Genomic DNA, 14,025 nt, shown 5'->3' with positions numbered 1-14,025 from the left:
GATACGGCATCGCCTATCCGTGCACCGCCTTCAGGAACGCGGCGATCTTCGCCGGGTCCTTGGTGCCCGGTGCGCGCTCGACGCCGGACGACACATCGACCAGGGTCGCGCCGGTGCGCCGGATCGCTTCGGCGACATTGCCCGCGTCGAGCCCGCCGGACAGCGCCCAGGGCAGCGGGTGCCGGAACCCGTCGAGCAGCGCCCAATCGAAGCGTACACCCATGCCGCCGGGCAGCGTCGCGCCCTCCGGCGTCTTGGCGTCATAAAGGATGCGGTCGGCCGCGCCCGCGAAACCGCGCACCTGGTCAAGATCGCGCGCGGTCTTGATCGCCACCGCCGCCCAGGTCTCAAGCCGGGTGCGCGCGCCGATCGCCGCGACGCGTCCGGGCGCGGTCTTGTGAAGCTGCAAGGCATCGAGCCTGCCCGCCGCAACCGCCGCGTCGATCAGGGTGTCGTCGGGATCGACGAAGACGCCGACCCGCGCGACCCGATCGGGCACGCGCGCCGCGAGCGCCATCGCCTGTTCGAGGGCGAGGTTGCGCGGGCTTGGCGCGAAGAAGACGAACCCGACATGGCTCGCGCCGCCGCCGATCGCGGCATCGAGCGTGTCGGCGGTCGACAGGCCGCAAATCTTGACCGTGGCGGGCATCGCGCCGCCATAGAAGCCTCGGCGGCGCGCGCAAGCCCCGGCAGTCAGGCGCCGGTGGTCAGGCGGGCGCCAGCACCTGCTTCACTGCGTGCGCCCAGCCCGCCAGCCGGCGCGCGCGCAGGTCCGGGTCGATCGACGGGGTGAATTCGCGCACCGGTCCGCGCATCGCCGCCGCCGCCTCCAGCGAGGCGAAGCGGCCGCAGCCCAGCCCGGCAAGCATGGCGGCACCCATCGCGGTGGTCTCCGCAAAATCCGGGCGCTCGACCGTCACGTCGAGCATGTCGGCCAGGTCCTGGGCCATCCAGTCGTTGGCGACCATGCCGCCGTCGATGCGCAGCCGCGCCCAGTCGGCACCATCGGCGGCGAAGGCGGTCTTAAGGTCATGCGCCTGGTGCGCCATCGCCTCCAGCGCGGCGCGGACGATGTGCGCGCGGGTACTGGAAAAGCTGAGGCCGGAAATCGCGGCGCGGGCGTCGGGTTGCCACCACGGCGCGCCGATGCCGCTCAGCGCCGGGACCAGATAGACGCCGCCATTATCGGTGACGCTGCGGGCCAGATCCTCGGTTTCCTGCGCGGTTCCGATCAGGCCGACCTGGTCGCGCAGCCATTTGATCAGGCTGCCGGCGACGAACACCGACCCTTCGATCGCATAGGCGCGCCGCCCGTCGATCTGCCACGCCAGCGTCGCCAGCAGCCGGTGGCGCGATACCGGCGGCGTCGCGCCGGTATGGGTCAGCACGAACGCGCCCGTGCCGAACGTCGCCTTGGTCTCGCCGGGATTGAGGCACGCCTGGCCGATCGACGCGGCCTGCTGGTCGCCGGCCATGCCGGTGATCGGGACGGGATGGCCGAACAGGGTCGTCTCGCCGAACGATCCGGCGCAATCGACGATCGCGGGCAACGCCGCGCGCGGCGCGCCGAACAGCTCGATCAGCCCGTCGTCCCAGCTGCCGCTGCCCAGCGCCATCAGCAAGGTGCGCGATGCGTTGGTCGCATCGGTGACATGCACCCCGCCGGTCAGTTTCCACACGAGCCAGCTTTCGACGGTACCGATTGCCAGCCGGTCGGCTTGCGCCGCCGCGGCGACCTCGGGCCAGTTCGTCATCGCCCAGGCGACCTTGCTGCCCGAGAAGTAGGGATCGAGCCGGAGCCCCGTGCGCGCCTGCACCCCGGGTTCCTCGCCCGCGTCGCGCCACGCGGCGCACAGATCGGCCGTGCGGCGGTCCTGCCACACGATCGCCGGGGCGAGCGGCTCGCCCGTTGCCCGGTCCCAGAACACGACGGTTTCGCGCTGGTTGGTGATGCCGATCGCGGCGATCCGGTCGGCGCCGCCGGCACGCGCGACCATCGCGTGTGCGCACGCCAGCGATTCGCGCCAGATTTCGCCGGCGTCATGTTCGACCCAGCCGGGGCGTGGGTAATGCTGCGTGATCGGCCGGCCTTCGTGGGCGACATGGCCGCGGTCGGGGTCGAACAGCATCGCGCGGGTGGAGGTGGTGCCCGCGTCGAGCACCAGGATCAGCTTTTCCATCGCATCAGCATAGGCCGGACGACCGGCGGGGGGAATTCCCCTTGCCCGCTGGCTGTTCTACACAGGCAGCATGAACCAGCACAACGTCACCGGGCCGGGCGAGCATGATCCCGAACGCCTGACCGGCGATACCCATCATGACGAGGAACTGCGCCGCGACCGCCTGCTCGCCGGGCTGACCCTGATCGCGGGCGTCGGACTGGTGCTCGCGCTGCCCTTCGCGCTCCAGGCCGGATATCGCTTCTTCCTGCCGCTGACCGCGGCGATCGTCGTCGCGATCGCGCTGGTGCCGTTGCTGGAATGGCTGGAACGGCGGCGGCTGCCGTCGCCGCTCGCGGCGTTCCTGTGCGTGTTCGTGTTCCTGGCGATCGCCAACATCGCGCTCGCCTCGATCGTCGTGCCGGCGTGGAGCTGGGTCCAGGTGCTGCCCGAGCGGATCGCCCGCATTCAGACGAACATCGCCCCGCTCATCGATTTCTATTCGAGCTTCGAGAAGTTCGTGAACCGCCTGATCAGCGAGGTGGCGAGCGCGCCCGCCCGCCGCAACGAAGCCGTCGTGGAGCCGCCCCGTTCGCTGCTCGACCTGGTCGGGACGTCGGCCCCGTCGGCGCTCATCGAAATGTTCTTCGTCATCCTGGTCATCTATTTCTTCCTGTCGGGGTGGACGCGGCTGCGCCAGTCGGCGATCACCAGCCGATCGAGCTTCGGCGGGGCGCTGGCGACGGCGCGGGTGATCCAGGACGTCGTCGACGACACGTCGGCCTATCTGGGCACGATCACGCTGATCAACCTGTCGCTCGGCCTGGTCGTCGCGGGCGGCGTCTATCTGATCGGGATGCCGACGCCGCTGATGTGGGGCGGGATCGTCGCGCTGCTCAACTACATCCCCTATTTCGGGCCGATCCTGGCGGCGGCGCTGCTGGCGCTGGGCGGCCTGATGACCTTCGACCAGCTGTGGTGGGCGCTGATGCCGGCCTTCATCATGATCGCCGCGCATCTGGTCGAGGCGAACCTGTTCACGCCGCTGGTCATCGGTCACCGGCTGACGATCAATCCGCTGTCGATCCTGATCGCGCTCAGCTTCTGGGGCTGGGTGTGGGGAACGGCCGGCGCGCTGCTCGCGGTGCCGCTGCTGATCATCTTTCAGCGGGTGCTGCGCGCGGCAGGGCGTCCCGATATCGCGGGCTTCCTGTTCGAGCATGGGACGCTGGTGAACGAGCCGCCGCGCGAGCATGCGCCGAAGCGCGAAACATCGCCCGCCGGGGGTGTTGACAGCCCCGAGGCCGTCCTCTAGGTGCCGCGCTCTCGCAAGGATATGCGGGTGTAGCTCAGTTGGTTAGAGCGCCGGCCTGTCACGCCGGAGGTCGCGGGTTCGAGCCCCGTCACTCGCGCCATTGCCCGCGCAGCGCCGCGCGTTTGGCCGCGCCAAAATTTCTCGAAAATCGTTGAACTTAACCCGGACACGGGGCGTTCCCTTCCTGTCGCCGCCGCCAAGGAGCGGCGACCAGTATGGAGGGTAACCATGGACATCGACTCACGCGAAACCATTGATCTGATCGCTTCGGACAAGGTCGAGGGCACGGCGGTCTACGGCGCCGACGGCGACCGGCTCGGCACGATCGAGCGGTTCATGGTCGGCAAGATGTCGGGCCAGGTTGAATATGCGGTCATGTCGTTCGGCGGCCTGTTCGGCATGGGCCACAGCCACTATCCGCTGCCGTGGCAGACGCTGACCTATGACACCGACAAGGGCGGCTATGTCGTCAGCCTGACCAAGGAGCAGCTGGAGAACGCACCGCGCTACGATCAGGACGAGCCGACCTATGATCGCGCCTATGGCGAGCAGGTCCATGGGTATTATGGCCTGAACTACGCCTGATCATCCAGAAACGGGCTCCGGCGCCGCCGTCATATGACGGCGGCTGCCGGCGTCGGCAATTGCACGTCTGCGGGCAGATAGCGCTCGAACAGCGTGCGCACGTTCACCCGCGCGCGCAGTCGGGTAGCCAGTAGATACATGCCGCCGATCTTGCGCTGGATGAACAGCGTGTCGACCGGGGGCAGGAACCACTGGCTGCGGTCGGCGGCCAGTTCGACGCCCTCCGCCCGCATCTCCGCCAACATGTCGCGCGCGCCGAAATCAAACATCGCGTCGCTACGCAGTGGCGCGAGGCCGCGATCCAGCATCGCAATCACCTTTTCCTGCCGCCAGCGCGGCGCGTCCGCATTGATGAAGCCCGCCGCCGCCGCAACCTCGCGCGCGCGGTCCAGATCGCCGTCGAGTGCGGCGTTCAGCAGGCGCGCATACCCCGCCGCGGTTTCCGGCGCGATTTCACGCGCGGCCCCGAAATCGAGCAGCGCGATCCGCCTGGTCGCGGGGTCGTAGAGATAGTTGGCGAAATTCGGATCGGTCTGCATCAAACCGAATTCAAAAAGCTCGCGCAGCACCAGTTCGAGCAGCAGCGTGACGACGCGGTCGCGCTCGGCTTGCGGCGCATCGACGAGCGACTCGACCGGGACGCCCGTCACGAAATCCATGGCGAGGATGGTCGGGCGGGTAAGGTCGGCGTGCGAGTCGGGCACGACGAATTCCGGCCGATCGGCGAGCAAGGTCTTGAACCGCGCCAGATAAGCGCCCTCGCGCGCATAATCGGCTTCGTCGTGCAGCTGCCGCTTCGCCTCCGCCAGCAGCGGCGCGACGTCGATCTGTTTGGGGACGAGGCCCGATACGCGGAGCAGTGCGGTGACGTTGTCGACATCGCTGTCGATGCTGCGGGCGACGCCCGGATACTGGATCTTGATCGCCAGATCGCGGCCGTCGCGCGTGCGCGCACGGTGCACCTGGCCGATCGACGCGGCGGCGATCGGGCGCTGACCGAACTCGGCGAACTGCCGGCGCCAGTCGCGGCCCCATGCCTGGCCGAGGACCGTGTTGAGCTGACCCGGCGGCATGTGATCGGCGTCGGCGCGCAGCCGGGCGAGGATGTCGGTCAACTCGCGCGGCAGCAGCTCGCCCGCATCCATCGACAGCAACTGCCCCATCTTCATCGCCGCGCCGCGCAGCTGCGCGAGCTGCGCCGTCACCCGCATCGCATTGGCAGGAGTCAGCAACAGGTCGCCGACGTTCGGCCGCTTGCCGGCGGCGAATTGTCGCGCCCCGTCGACCAGCATGCCGCCGGCCACGCCCGAGGCAAGGCCGCCGAACCTGGCCAATCGCGCGAACCGTCCGGTGGGCACTGCGGTGCCGTGCCGGCGATCGGGGGGAAGGGCCATTTGGACATGCTCCGGTGAAAGGCTTTATCCCACGCAGGTAAGGCGCGGCGGTCGCGCTTCAATGCGGGCTATGGGGCAGGGGGCGTTCCCGCATTCGTCAATGGTTCCGGCCTCCGCCGGGGCGACGCGCGCAACCTTCGTCCCAGATCGGGCGCTATCGCCAGTGCCCGGTTTCCATCCAGCGCAGCAACGGCTTCATCGGCGCGATCCAGATCACGCCGGTCACCGCGTAGACCAGCGCCTGCACCGCCCAGTGCAAGCCCCCGATCGTCGCCGAAAAGCTCGCGACGAGGCCGATCCACACGAAGGCGGCGACCAAAATCGCCAGCATGCCGACGGGCTTGCGCCAATTGGGTTCCATTACCAGTCTCCGGTCATGAACAGGCCGCGTTCGGTGATCACGGCGTGCAGCGGCACGTCCCACGGGTCGACCGGCACGGCGGGCACCTCCTGCACCGACCATGCGACGCCGATGCGGAGCGCATCGGGGAAGCGGGCAAAGGCGCGGTCGTAATAAGCTGCGCCCTGGCCGAGCCGGTTGAGCGCATCGTCAAAACCGATCAGCGGCGTCAGGATGATGTCGGGGACGAGCTCGGTCGCGCTGGCGGCGGGCTGCTTCAGGCGCATCGGCCCGTCGACCAGAGGCTGGCCCGGCGACCAGGCGAGGAAGCGCATCGGCACCGCACGCGAGGCCGCGACATGCGGAAGCGCGATCGCCGCGCCCAGCATCCGGGCATCGCGCTCGATCCCCGACGGATCGGCTTCGCTGCCGACCGCCCAGTAGCTGGCAATGACGGTGCCCGGCGCGATCCGCGCGCGCAGCCATCCCGGCATGACGAAGGCGGCTTCCTTGTCCGTGGCAAAGCCATCGCGGCGCGCGCGCAATTCGGCGCGCAGGGCGGATTTGTCGGTGTCCATCGTCATTTCTGGGCCTGTCTGCATGTGGACAGATCTCTAAACCCGCTAATCCTGAGTAGCCATTGAGCTTGTCGAAATGGCGTATCGAAGGACGAGAGCGCGCGTGAGTCCTTCGATACGGGTCCCTTCGACTGCCTGCCAAGGCAGGTGCTCAGGACAGGCTTCCGCTCCGCTCAGCCCCTACTCAGGATGAGCGGTATGTGACGCGATGGAACATCTTGACGACCACCCGTGGGCGATCTGATCGTCGTCCCATCAACTTTCGCAAACGGGGGTGGCGGGGACCACCATGGGTCGGTTGCTGGAATATCCTCTGACGCCGGTAACGTCAGGTGGGGGCCATGTGCTTCGGACCAGGGTCCGGGCAGGGACAGCTCCCTTGGATGATTTTATCGCCTCAGGGATTTTCGCTAAAGCTCGTACCGGGCAGTTCCCGCCGCCCCCTATCTAGGAGGTCGGCGCGTCTTCCTCAAGCACCGCCGCGATTGCTTCGAGTCGTTCGGCCAGGTTGGAAAGCAGGTGGTCTGCAACCCCCGATGGCGGATTGGCCTGGGCATCGGCCAGTTCGTCGGCGATCATCAGCGCGACGAACAGCATCGCGCGCTCGCCGGGCACGCCGCCGGCGACCTTGATCGCGGCGTCCGAATGGCGATCGAGCAGGGCGGCCAGCCGTTCGAGCCGCGCCTCGTCGCCGGGACGGCACGCGACCTGATGCTGGCGCCCGGCGACGGTGAGCACGACGTGGCTCATTCGTCCTCGGTCCCCCGCGCCTCTTGCGCGGCGATCAGCGTGTCGAGCGCGTCGAGCGCGTCGGTCATGCGTGCACGCAGCAGCTGGTGGCGTCGCGTAAGCGCGGCGGTGGCGGCGACGCGCGCAGCAGACGCCCGCTCGATACGCGCCACGGCGCGTTCGATTCGCGCGAGGGCAGGGTTGGTCATGTCGTCGGAACTAAGGTCGGCCATCGCATGACGATTACGCCGCCCGGCACGCACGGGCAAGCGCGGCTGGCCGGTTGACGAAGGCGCGTCGCCGCCGCAAAGGGGCGGGCCATCAGCATTATGGCCGCGGCCGATCCCGGCACCGTGGCGCGATGGGCCAGGCGATCCGGCTGGCCGAACAAGGAGCAGCATGGCCGCGACCGACACCCAACTCGCCAACGCGATCCGGGCGCTTGCCATGGATGCGGTCGAAGCCGCCAATTCGGGCCATCCGGGGATGCCGATGGGGATGGCGGACGCCGCGACCGTCCTGTTCACGCGGTTCCTGAAGCACGATCCCGCCGACCCGCGCTGGCCCGACCGCGATCGTTTCGTGTTGTCGGCCGGGCATGGGTCGATGCTGATCTATGCGCTGCTGCACCTGACCGGCTATGCGCGCCCGACGATCGACGACATCCGCAATTTCCGCCAGCTCGGCAGCCCGTGTGCGGGGCACCCGGAGAATTTCGAGCTGCCCGGCGTGGAGACGACGACCGGGCCGCTGGGCCAGGGCTTTGCCACCGCGGTCGGCATGGCGATCGCCGAGCGTCATTTGAACGCGGTGTTCGGCGACGCGCTGGTCGACCATCGCACCTGGGTGATCGCCGGCGACGGCTGCCTGATGGAAGGCATCAACCATGAGGCGGTGGGGCTGGCCGGGCATCTGAAGCTCGGGCGGTTGAACGTGCTGTGGGACGACAACCGCATCACCATCGACGGCGCGGTCGCGCTGTCGTCGAGCGAGGATATCCCCGCGCGCTATCGCGCATCGGGCTGGCACGTCGTCGAATGCGACGGGCATGACTTCGCCGATGTCGAGCGCGCGCTGACCGAAGCCCGTGACTCGGACCTGCCGTCGCTGATCTGCTGCCGCACGACGATCGGCAAGGGCGCGCCCAACAAGGGCGGCACCTCAGGCGTCCACGGATCGCCGCTCGGTACCGCCGAAGTCGCCGCCGCGCGCGAGGCGCTGGGCTGGACCGCGCCGCCGTTCGAGGTACCGCAGGACATTCGCGATGCGTGGCTTTCGGCGGGCAGGGCGCACGCCGGTCTTCACACCGAATGGCAGCAGCGCCTGGCAAGCCATCAAGATAAAGACGAATTTCTGCGACAGATGTCGGGCGAGATATCCGCCGATTTCAGCCTCGCCGCGCATGTCGACGGACTGATCGCGGCCCCGCAGAAGGTCGCGACGCGCAAGGCGTCCGAATTGGCCCTGGGCGCGATCAATGCCCAGCTGCCCGAGACGATCGGCGGTTCGGCAGATCTGACCGGCTCCAACAACACGCGGACGAAGGATCAGGCACCGCTGACGGCCGACGATTATTCGGGCCGCTATGTCAGCTATGGCATCCGCGAATTCGGCATGGCAGCGGCGATGAACGGGATGGCGCTGCATGGTGGCGTCATCCCGTACGGCGGCACGTTCCTGGTCTTCGCCGATTATTGCCGCGCGGCGATCCGTCTGTCGGCGCTCCAGCAGGCGCGCGTCATCTATGTGCTCACGCACGATTCGATCGGGCTGGGCGAGGACGGGCCGACCCACCAGCCGGTCGAGCACCTGACCAGCCTGCGGTTGATCCCCAATCTGGAGGTCTATCGGCCCTGCGATGCGGTCGAGACCGCAGAATGCTGGGAGCTCGCGCTGCGGCGCGCCGACGGCCCGGCGGTGCTGGCGCTCACCCGCCAGAACCTGCCCCAGCTGCGCACCGAAGCGGCGGGCGAGAACCGCTCGGCGCGCGGCGCCTATCGCCTGCAGACGGCCAGCGCGCCGCGTCGTGTGGTGCTGATCGCCACCGGTTCCGAGGTCGAGATCGCGGTCGCGGTGCGCGCGGCGCTGGAGGAGCGCGGCATCGGTGCCGACGTCGTGTCGATGCCGTGCTGGGAACGGTTCGACGCGCAGGACGCGGGTTATCGTGCCGACCTGTTGCCCGTCGACGCGCTGCGCGTGTCGATCGAGGCGGGAACGACGCTGGGCTGGGAACGCTATACCGGAACGGACGGGCTGCGCTTCGGGATTGACAGCTTCGGTGCGTCGGCACCGGCGCCGGCGCTCTACCAGCATTTCGGGCTGACCGCGGATGCGATCACGCCGCGGATCATCGAACGACTCTAACGGCTTCACGGGAGTAAGCACGACATGACGAAGGTTGCGATCAACGGCTTTGGGCGCATCGGCCGCCTCGTGGCGCGCGCGATCCTGGAGCGTCCGGATTGCGGGCTCGAGCTGGTGACGATCAACGATCTTGCCGATGCCAAGTCGAATGCGTGGCTGTTCAGCCGCGATTCGGTGCACGGCAAGTATCCGGGCAGCGTCGCCGCCGACGGTACCGACCTGGTGATCGACGGCAAGCGCATCGCCGTCACCGCCGAGCGCGATCCCGCCAACCTGCCGCACGCCAAGCACGGCGTCGACATCGTGCTGGAATGCACGGGCTTCTTCACCGACCGCGCGTCGGCGCAGAAGCATATCGATGCAGGTGCCAAGAAGGTGCTGATTTCCGCCCCCGGCAAGAATGTCGACCTGACGGTCGTCTATGGCGTCAACCACGACAAGCTGGAGGCCGCGCACACCATCGTGTCCAACGCGTCGTGCACGACCAACTGCCTGGCCCCGGTTGCCAAGGTGATGAATGACGCGATCGGGATCGAGCGCGGGCTGATGACCACCGTCCACGCCTATACCAACGACCAGAAGATCCTGGATCAGATCCATCCCGACCTGCGCCGCGCGCGGGCGGCCGCGATGTCGATCATCCCGACCACCACCGGTGCTGCGCGCGCGGTGGGCGAGGTGCTGCCCGAGCTGAAGGGCAAGCTCGACGGTTCGGCGATCCGGGTGCCGGTGCCGGACGTCAGCCTGGTTGACCTGACCTTCACGCCCGCGCGCGAAACGACGAAGGACGAGGTCAACGCGATCCTGAAGGCCGCGTCGGAAAGCGGGCCGCTTGCCGGCATCCTCGACTATTCGGACGAGCCTCTGGTCTCGATCGATCTGATGCACAATCAGGCGTCCTCGACAATCGACAGCCTGGAGACCGCGGTGATCGACGGTAAGCTGGTGCGCGTCGTCAGCTGGTACGACAATGAATGGGGCTTCTCCAACCGCATGGTCGATACCGCCAGCGCGATGGCGAAGCTGGGCTGAGCCAGGACGATGACCGGTCGCCTCGCCGGGATCGCCCGACATGCCCGGCCCCGCGCGCCGATCGAGGTGGTCGATGCGGTGGCGGTCAGCATCGACGGTGGCCTGCACGGTGATTTTCGCGGGGCGATCAAGCCCGGCGGTCGCGGCCGCCGCCAGGTGACGCTGATCGAGGCGGGCGACTGGGCACAGGCGATGGCGGAGGTCGGCCACACGCTGCCGTGGTGGCACCGGCGCGCCAACCTGCTGGTCGAGGGGCTCGACCTCCCGCAGCAGCCGGACATGCTGCTGCGCATCGGTGCGGAGGTTGTGCTGCGCGTCACGGTCGAATGCGAACCGTGCAGCCGCATGGAGGAAGTCGCGCCCGGACTGCGTGCCGCGCTGACCCCGGACTGGCGGGGCGGGGCATGTACGAAGGTCGTCACCGGCGGGACCATCCGCATCGGCGACGCAATAAGGATCGAAGCATGAGCCGCAATTTCAAGACCCTCGACGATATCGGTGACGTCACCGGCAAGCGCGTGCTGGTGCGCGAGGATTTGAACGTGCCGATGGCCGACGGCGCGGTGACCGACGACACGCGGCTGCGCGCCGCGGTGTCGACGATCACCGAACTGGCCGATCGTGGCGCGATCGTCCTGATCCTGGCGCATTTCGGCCGGCCCAAGGTGCCGTCGCCCGAACATTCGACGGCCCAGATCACGCGCCCCCTGTCCGACGTGCTCGGTCGTGCGGTGCGATATGTCGACTGGGAGGGCGCGGCGGAATCGGTCGCGACGCTCCAGCCCGGCGATATCGGGCTGCTCGAGAATACCCGATTCTTCGGCGGTGAGGAAAAGAACGATCCGGCGGTGGTCGAACGCTTCGCGGCGCTGGGCGACCTCTATGTCAACGATGCCTTCTCGGCCGCGCACCGCGCGCATGCCTCGACCGAGGGTCTGGCGCATCGCCTGCCGGCCTTTGCGGGGCGTCAGATGGAGGCCGAGCTCGATGCGCTCGACAAGGCGCTGGGCAATCCCGAGCATCCCGTCGCCGCGGTGGTCGGCGGGGCGAAGGTGTCGACCAAGCTCGACGTGCTCAGGCACCTGGTCGCGCGCGTCGATCACCTGATCATCGGCGGCGGCATGGCCAACACCTTCCTCGCCGCACGCGGCGTCGATGTCGGCAAAAGCCTGTGCGAGCATGACCTGACCGCAACCGCGGAGGCGATCCTGGATGCGGCCGATGCCGCCAACTGTACCGTCCACCTGCCCTATGACGTGATGGTCGCGACCGAGTTCGCCGCGCACCCCGCATCGCTGCGCACCGCCAATGTCCATGAGGTCGCCGCCGACGAGATGATCCTCGACATCGGACCCGCAGCGACTGAGGCGCTCGCCGACGTGCTCAAGACCTGTCGCACGCTCGTATGGAACGGCCCGCTCGGTGCGTTCGAGACGCCCCCGTTCGATGCCGCGACCGTGGCGCTGGCCCGCACCGCCGCCGCGCTGACCCGCGAGGGGTCGCTGGTGTCGGTCGCCGGCGGAGGCGACACCGTCGCCGCGCTCAACCAGGCCGGGGTCGCGGCCGACATGACCTTCGTCTCGACCGCCGGCGGCGCGTTTCTCGAATGGATGGAGGGCAAGGCGTTGCCCGGCGTCGCTGCCCTTGCCCGCTAAGCCGAACCGAACCCGTACAGGAGAACAGAGTTGATGAACCAGGCCGACATGACTGCCCGGATCGCCGAGGGCATCGGCTTCATCGCCGCGCTCGACCAGTCGGGCGGATCGACGCCCAAGGCGCTCAAGGGCTATGGCGTCGACGAAACCGCGTGGTCGACCGATGAGGAGATGTTCGCGCTCATCCACGCCATGCGGGCGCGGATCATCACTTCGCCCGTATTCACCGGCGACAAGGTGCTGGGCGCGATCCTGTTCGAGCGGACGATGGACGGCGAAGTGGCGGGGCAGCCGACCCCTGCGGCGCTGATCGCGCGCGGGGTCGTGCCGTTCATCAAGATCGACAAGGGGCTGGAAGACGAGGCGAACGGCGTCCAGCTGATGAAGCCGATGCCCGATCTCGACACGCTGCTCACCCGCGCGCGGGCGCTGGGCGTGTTCGGGACCAAGGAGCGTTCGGTCATCAACCTTGCCAACCAGGCCGGCATCGCGGCCGTCGTCGCGCAGCAGTTCGAGGTGGCACGTCAGGTCCTGGCGAGCGGGCTGGTGCCGATCATCGAGCCGGAGGTGAACATCAAGTCGCCCGAGCGCGCGGCCGCCGACGCGGTCCTGCGCGACGAGATCCTGCTGGCGCTCGACGCGATGCCGGGTGACGACCGCGTGATGCTCAAGCTGTCGATCCCCGCCACGCCGGGCCTGTTCGATCCGCTGGTCGATCATCCGCGCGTGTTGCGCGTCGTTGCGCTGTCGGGCGGCTATGCGCGCCCCGAGGCCTGTGCCGAGCTGGCGAAGAATCGCGGCATGATCGCAAGTTTCAGCCGCGCCCTGCTCGAGGAGCTGCGCCATCCGATGAGCGACGCGGAATTCGACGCCGCACTCGGCACAGCGATCGACGACATCTACACCGCGTCGGTCGACAAGGTCGCCGTGCCGGCATGACCGCGGCATGACCGACGACGATCCGCTCGGCCCGCTCGACCCCGATTTCGCCGCGCAGTTCGTGCGCGACGATCGGCGTCCGGCCTGCCAGCTCTATCTGGTGTCGCCGCTGGACGTGGGCGGGGGGTTCCCCGACCGGCTGGCGCGTGCGCTCGATGCCGGGCCGGTGGCGGCGTTTCAGTTCCGGGTCAAGGGCGTCGACCAGCATCAGGCCGCACGGTTGGCCGAGCCGCTGCAGCGCATCTGCGCCGATCGCGATGTCGCCTTCATCGTCAACGACGAGGTGTCGCTCGCCCGGCGGCTGGGGGCGGACGGCGTCCACCTGGGGCAGGGCGACGGCGATCCGCGCGAGGCGCGTCAACTGGTCGGGCCGTCGATGCAGATCGGCGTGACGTGTCACGACAGCCGCCATTTGGCGATGGAAGCGGGCGAGGCGGGGGCGGATTATGTCGCGTTCGGCGCCTTCTTTCCTTCGACGACGAAGGATGCGCGCCACCGTGCGGATCCCGTGCTGCTCAGCTGGTGGACGACGGTGTTCGAGCTGCCCTGCGTGGCGATCGGCGGGATCACCCCCGCAAACGCGCCCGCGCTGATCGCGGCCGGTGCAGATTTCATCGCGGTTTCGGGCGCGGTGTGGGCAGGCGACGAAGCGCAGGCGATGCGCGATTTCGCCGCGGTGCTGAGGTCCGGGGGGCACGATACTTCGGTCGCAGCCCCGAAATAACGACTGCACCGCGCACGAAGGCCGCGCATTTTATGCGCGCAGCGGTCGAAATCGCTTGTCAGATTAGATCCATTTTTGCAGCTTCTTGTTCTGGCGTTCCGCAGGGCGCCGGACGCGGCGTCGGACGGCATGGTTTCGTTCGATGCGGCGGAGACATATTCACCAGTTCGACCGACAGCCGGCAAGCGGCGCGGCGGAAACAGGTGGAGAC

General features: G+C 68.4%; 15 protein-coding genes and 1 tRNA gene. 9 read left to right on the top strand and 7 right to left on the bottom strand.

Going from position 1 to position 14,025, the window contains the following annotated elements:
• Positions 1-13: 13 nt before the first annotated feature.
• Complete coding sequence (locus GO308_RS08100; RefSeq protein ID WP_240885081.1) at positions 14-649, bottom strand: phosphoribosylanthranilate isomerase; 636 nt, start codon at positions 647-649, stop codon at positions 14-16.
• A 58-nt stretch (positions 650-707) separates the two neighbouring features.
• The gene (glpK, locus tag GO308_RS08095; RefSeq protein WP_240885080.1) at positions 708-2,180 is read right to left on the bottom strand and encodes a glycerol kinase GlpK; all 1,473 of its coding nucleotides are present in this window, start codon (positions 2,178-2,180) and stop codon (positions 708-710) included.
• A gap of 70 nt (positions 2,181-2,250) precedes the next feature.
• Between glpK and GO308_RS08090 the strand changes: the two genes are divergently transcribed.
• The 3 genes from GO308_RS08090 (at position 2,251) to GO308_RS08080 (ending at position 4,059) form a co-directional block, all read left to right on the top strand.
• On the top strand, positions 2,251-3,474 hold the full coding sequence (locus tag GO308_RS08090) for an AI-2E family transporter (RefSeq protein WP_082731185.1): 1,224 nt from the start codon (positions 2,251-2,253) through the stop codon (positions 3,472-3,474).
• A 23-nt stretch (positions 3,475-3,497) separates the two neighbouring features.
• Positions 3,498-3,574: transfer RNA gene (locus GO308_RS08085), tRNA-Asp, on the top strand.
• Between the two features lie 128 nt (positions 3,575-3,702).
• Positions 3,703-4,059, top strand: a complete 357-nt coding sequence (locus GO308_RS08080; RefSeq protein WP_066476393.1) for a PRC-barrel domain-containing protein — start codon at positions 3,703-3,705, stop codon at positions 4,057-4,059.
• A 29-nt stretch (positions 4,060-4,088) separates the two neighbouring features.
• Here the strand turns inward: GO308_RS08080 and GO308_RS08075 are convergent, their stop codons facing one another.
• The 5 genes from GO308_RS08075 to GO308_RS08055 form a co-directional block, all read right to left on the bottom strand.
• Positions 4,089-5,453, bottom strand: coding sequence for an AarF/ABC1/UbiB kinase family protein (locus GO308_RS08075; protein ID WP_240885079.1), 1,365 nt, complete (start codon positions 5,451-5,453; stop codon positions 4,089-4,091).
• Positions 5,454-5,607: 154 nt separating this feature from the next.
• Complete coding sequence (locus GO308_RS08070) at positions 5,608-5,814, bottom strand: DUF2842 domain-containing protein (RefSeq protein WP_066548133.1); 207 nt, start codon at positions 5,812-5,814, stop codon at positions 5,608-5,610.
• Complete coding sequence (locus GO308_RS08065) at positions 5,814-6,377, bottom strand: 5-formyltetrahydrofolate cyclo-ligase (RefSeq protein ID WP_346769040.1); 564 nt, start codon at positions 6,375-6,377, stop codon at positions 5,814-5,816. The genes GO308_RS08070 and GO308_RS08065 overlap by 1 nt, the downstream gene beginning before the upstream one ends.
• Before the next feature lie 441 nt (positions 6,378-6,818).
• Entirely contained in the window at positions 6,819-7,121 is a 303-nt protein-coding gene (locus tag GO308_RS08060; RefSeq protein ID WP_240885078.1) for a cell division protein ZapA, read from the bottom strand.
• On the bottom strand, positions 7,118-7,333 hold the full coding sequence (locus GO308_RS08055) for a hypothetical protein (RefSeq protein ID WP_240885077.1): 216 nt from the start codon (positions 7,331-7,333) through the stop codon (positions 7,118-7,120). The genes GO308_RS08060 and GO308_RS08055 overlap by 4 nt, the downstream gene beginning before the upstream one ends.
• A gap of 166 nt (positions 7,334-7,499) precedes the next feature.
• Here GO308_RS08055 and tkt point away from each other — a divergent pair, with 166 nt between their 5' ends.
• From tkt to thiE, 6 genes are read left to right on the top strand one after another with little or no spacing between them, the layout of a single operon-like run.
• Complete coding sequence (gene tkt / locus GO308_RS08050) at positions 7,500-9,464, top strand: transketolase (RefSeq protein WP_240885076.1); 1,965 nt, start codon at positions 7,500-7,502, stop codon at positions 9,462-9,464.
• A gap of 24 nt (positions 9,465-9,488) precedes the next feature.
• A complete protein-coding gene (gene gap, locus GO308_RS08045) occupies positions 9,489-10,496 on the top strand; it encodes a type I glyceraldehyde-3-phosphate dehydrogenase (RefSeq protein ID WP_066476370.1) in 1,008 nt (335 codons plus the stop codon).
• A gap of 9 nt (positions 10,497-10,505) precedes the next feature.
• Positions 10,506-10,964: an MOSC domain-containing protein gene (locus tag GO308_RS08040; protein WP_066548145.1), complete on the top strand. Its 459-nt coding sequence runs from the start codon at positions 10,506-10,508 to the stop codon at positions 10,962-10,964.
• Positions 10,961-12,151, top strand: coding sequence for a phosphoglycerate kinase (locus tag GO308_RS08035; protein ID WP_240885075.1), 1,191 nt, complete (start codon positions 10,961-10,963; stop codon positions 12,149-12,151). Before GO308_RS08040 ends, GO308_RS08035 begins: the two co-directional genes overlap by 4 nt.
• Positions 12,152-12,184: 33 nt before the next feature.
• A complete protein-coding gene (locus GO308_RS08030; RefSeq protein WP_240885074.1) occupies positions 12,185-13,090 on the top strand; it encodes a fructose bisphosphate aldolase in 906 nt (301 codons plus the stop codon).
• Between the two features lie 7 nt (positions 13,091-13,097).
• A complete protein-coding gene (gene thiE, locus GO308_RS08025) occupies positions 13,098-13,814 on the top strand; it encodes a thiamine phosphate synthase (protein ID WP_066673664.1) in 717 nt (238 codons plus the stop codon).
• Positions 13,815-14,025: the final 211 nt, after the last annotated feature.

The organism is Sphingomonas sp. SFZ2018-12 (genome assembly GCF_022496715.1).
Classification (GTDB): Bacteria; Pseudomonadota; Alphaproteobacteria; order Sphingomonadales; family Sphingomonadaceae; genus Sphingomonas.
Note: the sequence above shows the minus strand (reverse complement) of the source record. Positions and strands in the feature narration are given on the sequence as shown.

Excerpts from the sequence above, each read along its gene's own strand:
- glpK (WP_240885080.1), bottom strand. The coding sequence starts at position 2,180 with ATGGAAAAGCTGATCCTGGTGCTCGACGCGGGCACCACCTCCACCCGC.
- GO308_RS08030 (WP_240885074.1), top strand. The coding sequence starts at position 12,185 with ATGAACCAGGCCGACATGACTGCCCGGATCGCCGAGGGCATCGGCTTC.
- GO308_RS08070 (WP_066548133.1), bottom strand. The coding sequence starts at position 5,814 with ATGGAACCCAATTGGCGCAAGCCCGTCGGCATGCTGGCGATTTTGGTC.
- gap (WP_066476370.1), top strand. The coding sequence starts at position 9,489 with ATGACGAAGGTTGCGATCAACGGCTTTGGGCGCATCGGCCGCCTCGTG.
- GO308_RS08065 (WP_346769040.1), bottom strand. The coding sequence starts at position 6,377 with ATGACGATGGACACCGACAAATCCGCCCTGCGCGCCGAATTGCGCGCG.
- GO308_RS08080 (WP_066476393.1), top strand. The coding sequence starts at position 3,703 with ATGGACATCGACTCACGCGAAACCATTGATCTGATCGCTTCGGACAAG.
- thiE (WP_066673664.1), top strand. The coding sequence starts at position 13,098 with ATGACCGACGACGATCCGCTCGGCCCGCTCGACCCCGATTTCGCCGCG.
- GO308_RS08100 (WP_240885081.1), bottom strand. The coding sequence starts at position 649 with ATGCCCGCCACGGTCAAGATTTGCGGCCTGTCGACCGCCGACACGCTC.
- GO308_RS08060 (WP_240885078.1), bottom strand. The coding sequence starts at position 7,121 with ATGAGCCACGTCGTGCTCACCGTCGCCGGGCGCCAGCATCAGGTCGCG.
- GO308_RS08035 (WP_240885075.1), top strand. The coding sequence starts at position 10,961 with ATGAGCCGCAATTTCAAGACCCTCGACGATATCGGTGACGTCACCGGC.
- GO308_RS08040 (WP_066548145.1), top strand. The coding sequence starts at position 10,506 with ATGACCGGTCGCCTCGCCGGGATCGCCCGACATGCCCGGCCCCGCGCG.
- tkt (WP_240885076.1), top strand. The coding sequence starts at position 7,500 with ATGGCCGCGACCGACACCCAACTCGCCAACGCGATCCGGGCGCTTGCC.
- GO308_RS08055 (WP_240885077.1), bottom strand. The coding sequence starts at position 7,333 with ATGGCCGACCTTAGTTCCGACGACATGACCAACCCTGCCCTCGCGCGA.
- GO308_RS08090 (WP_082731185.1), top strand. The coding sequence starts at position 2,251 with ATGAACCAGCACAACGTCACCGGGCCGGGCGAGCATGATCCCGAACGC.
- GO308_RS08075 (WP_240885079.1), bottom strand. The coding sequence starts at position 5,453 with ATGGCCCTTCCCCCCGATCGCCGGCACGGCACCGCAGTGCCCACCGGA.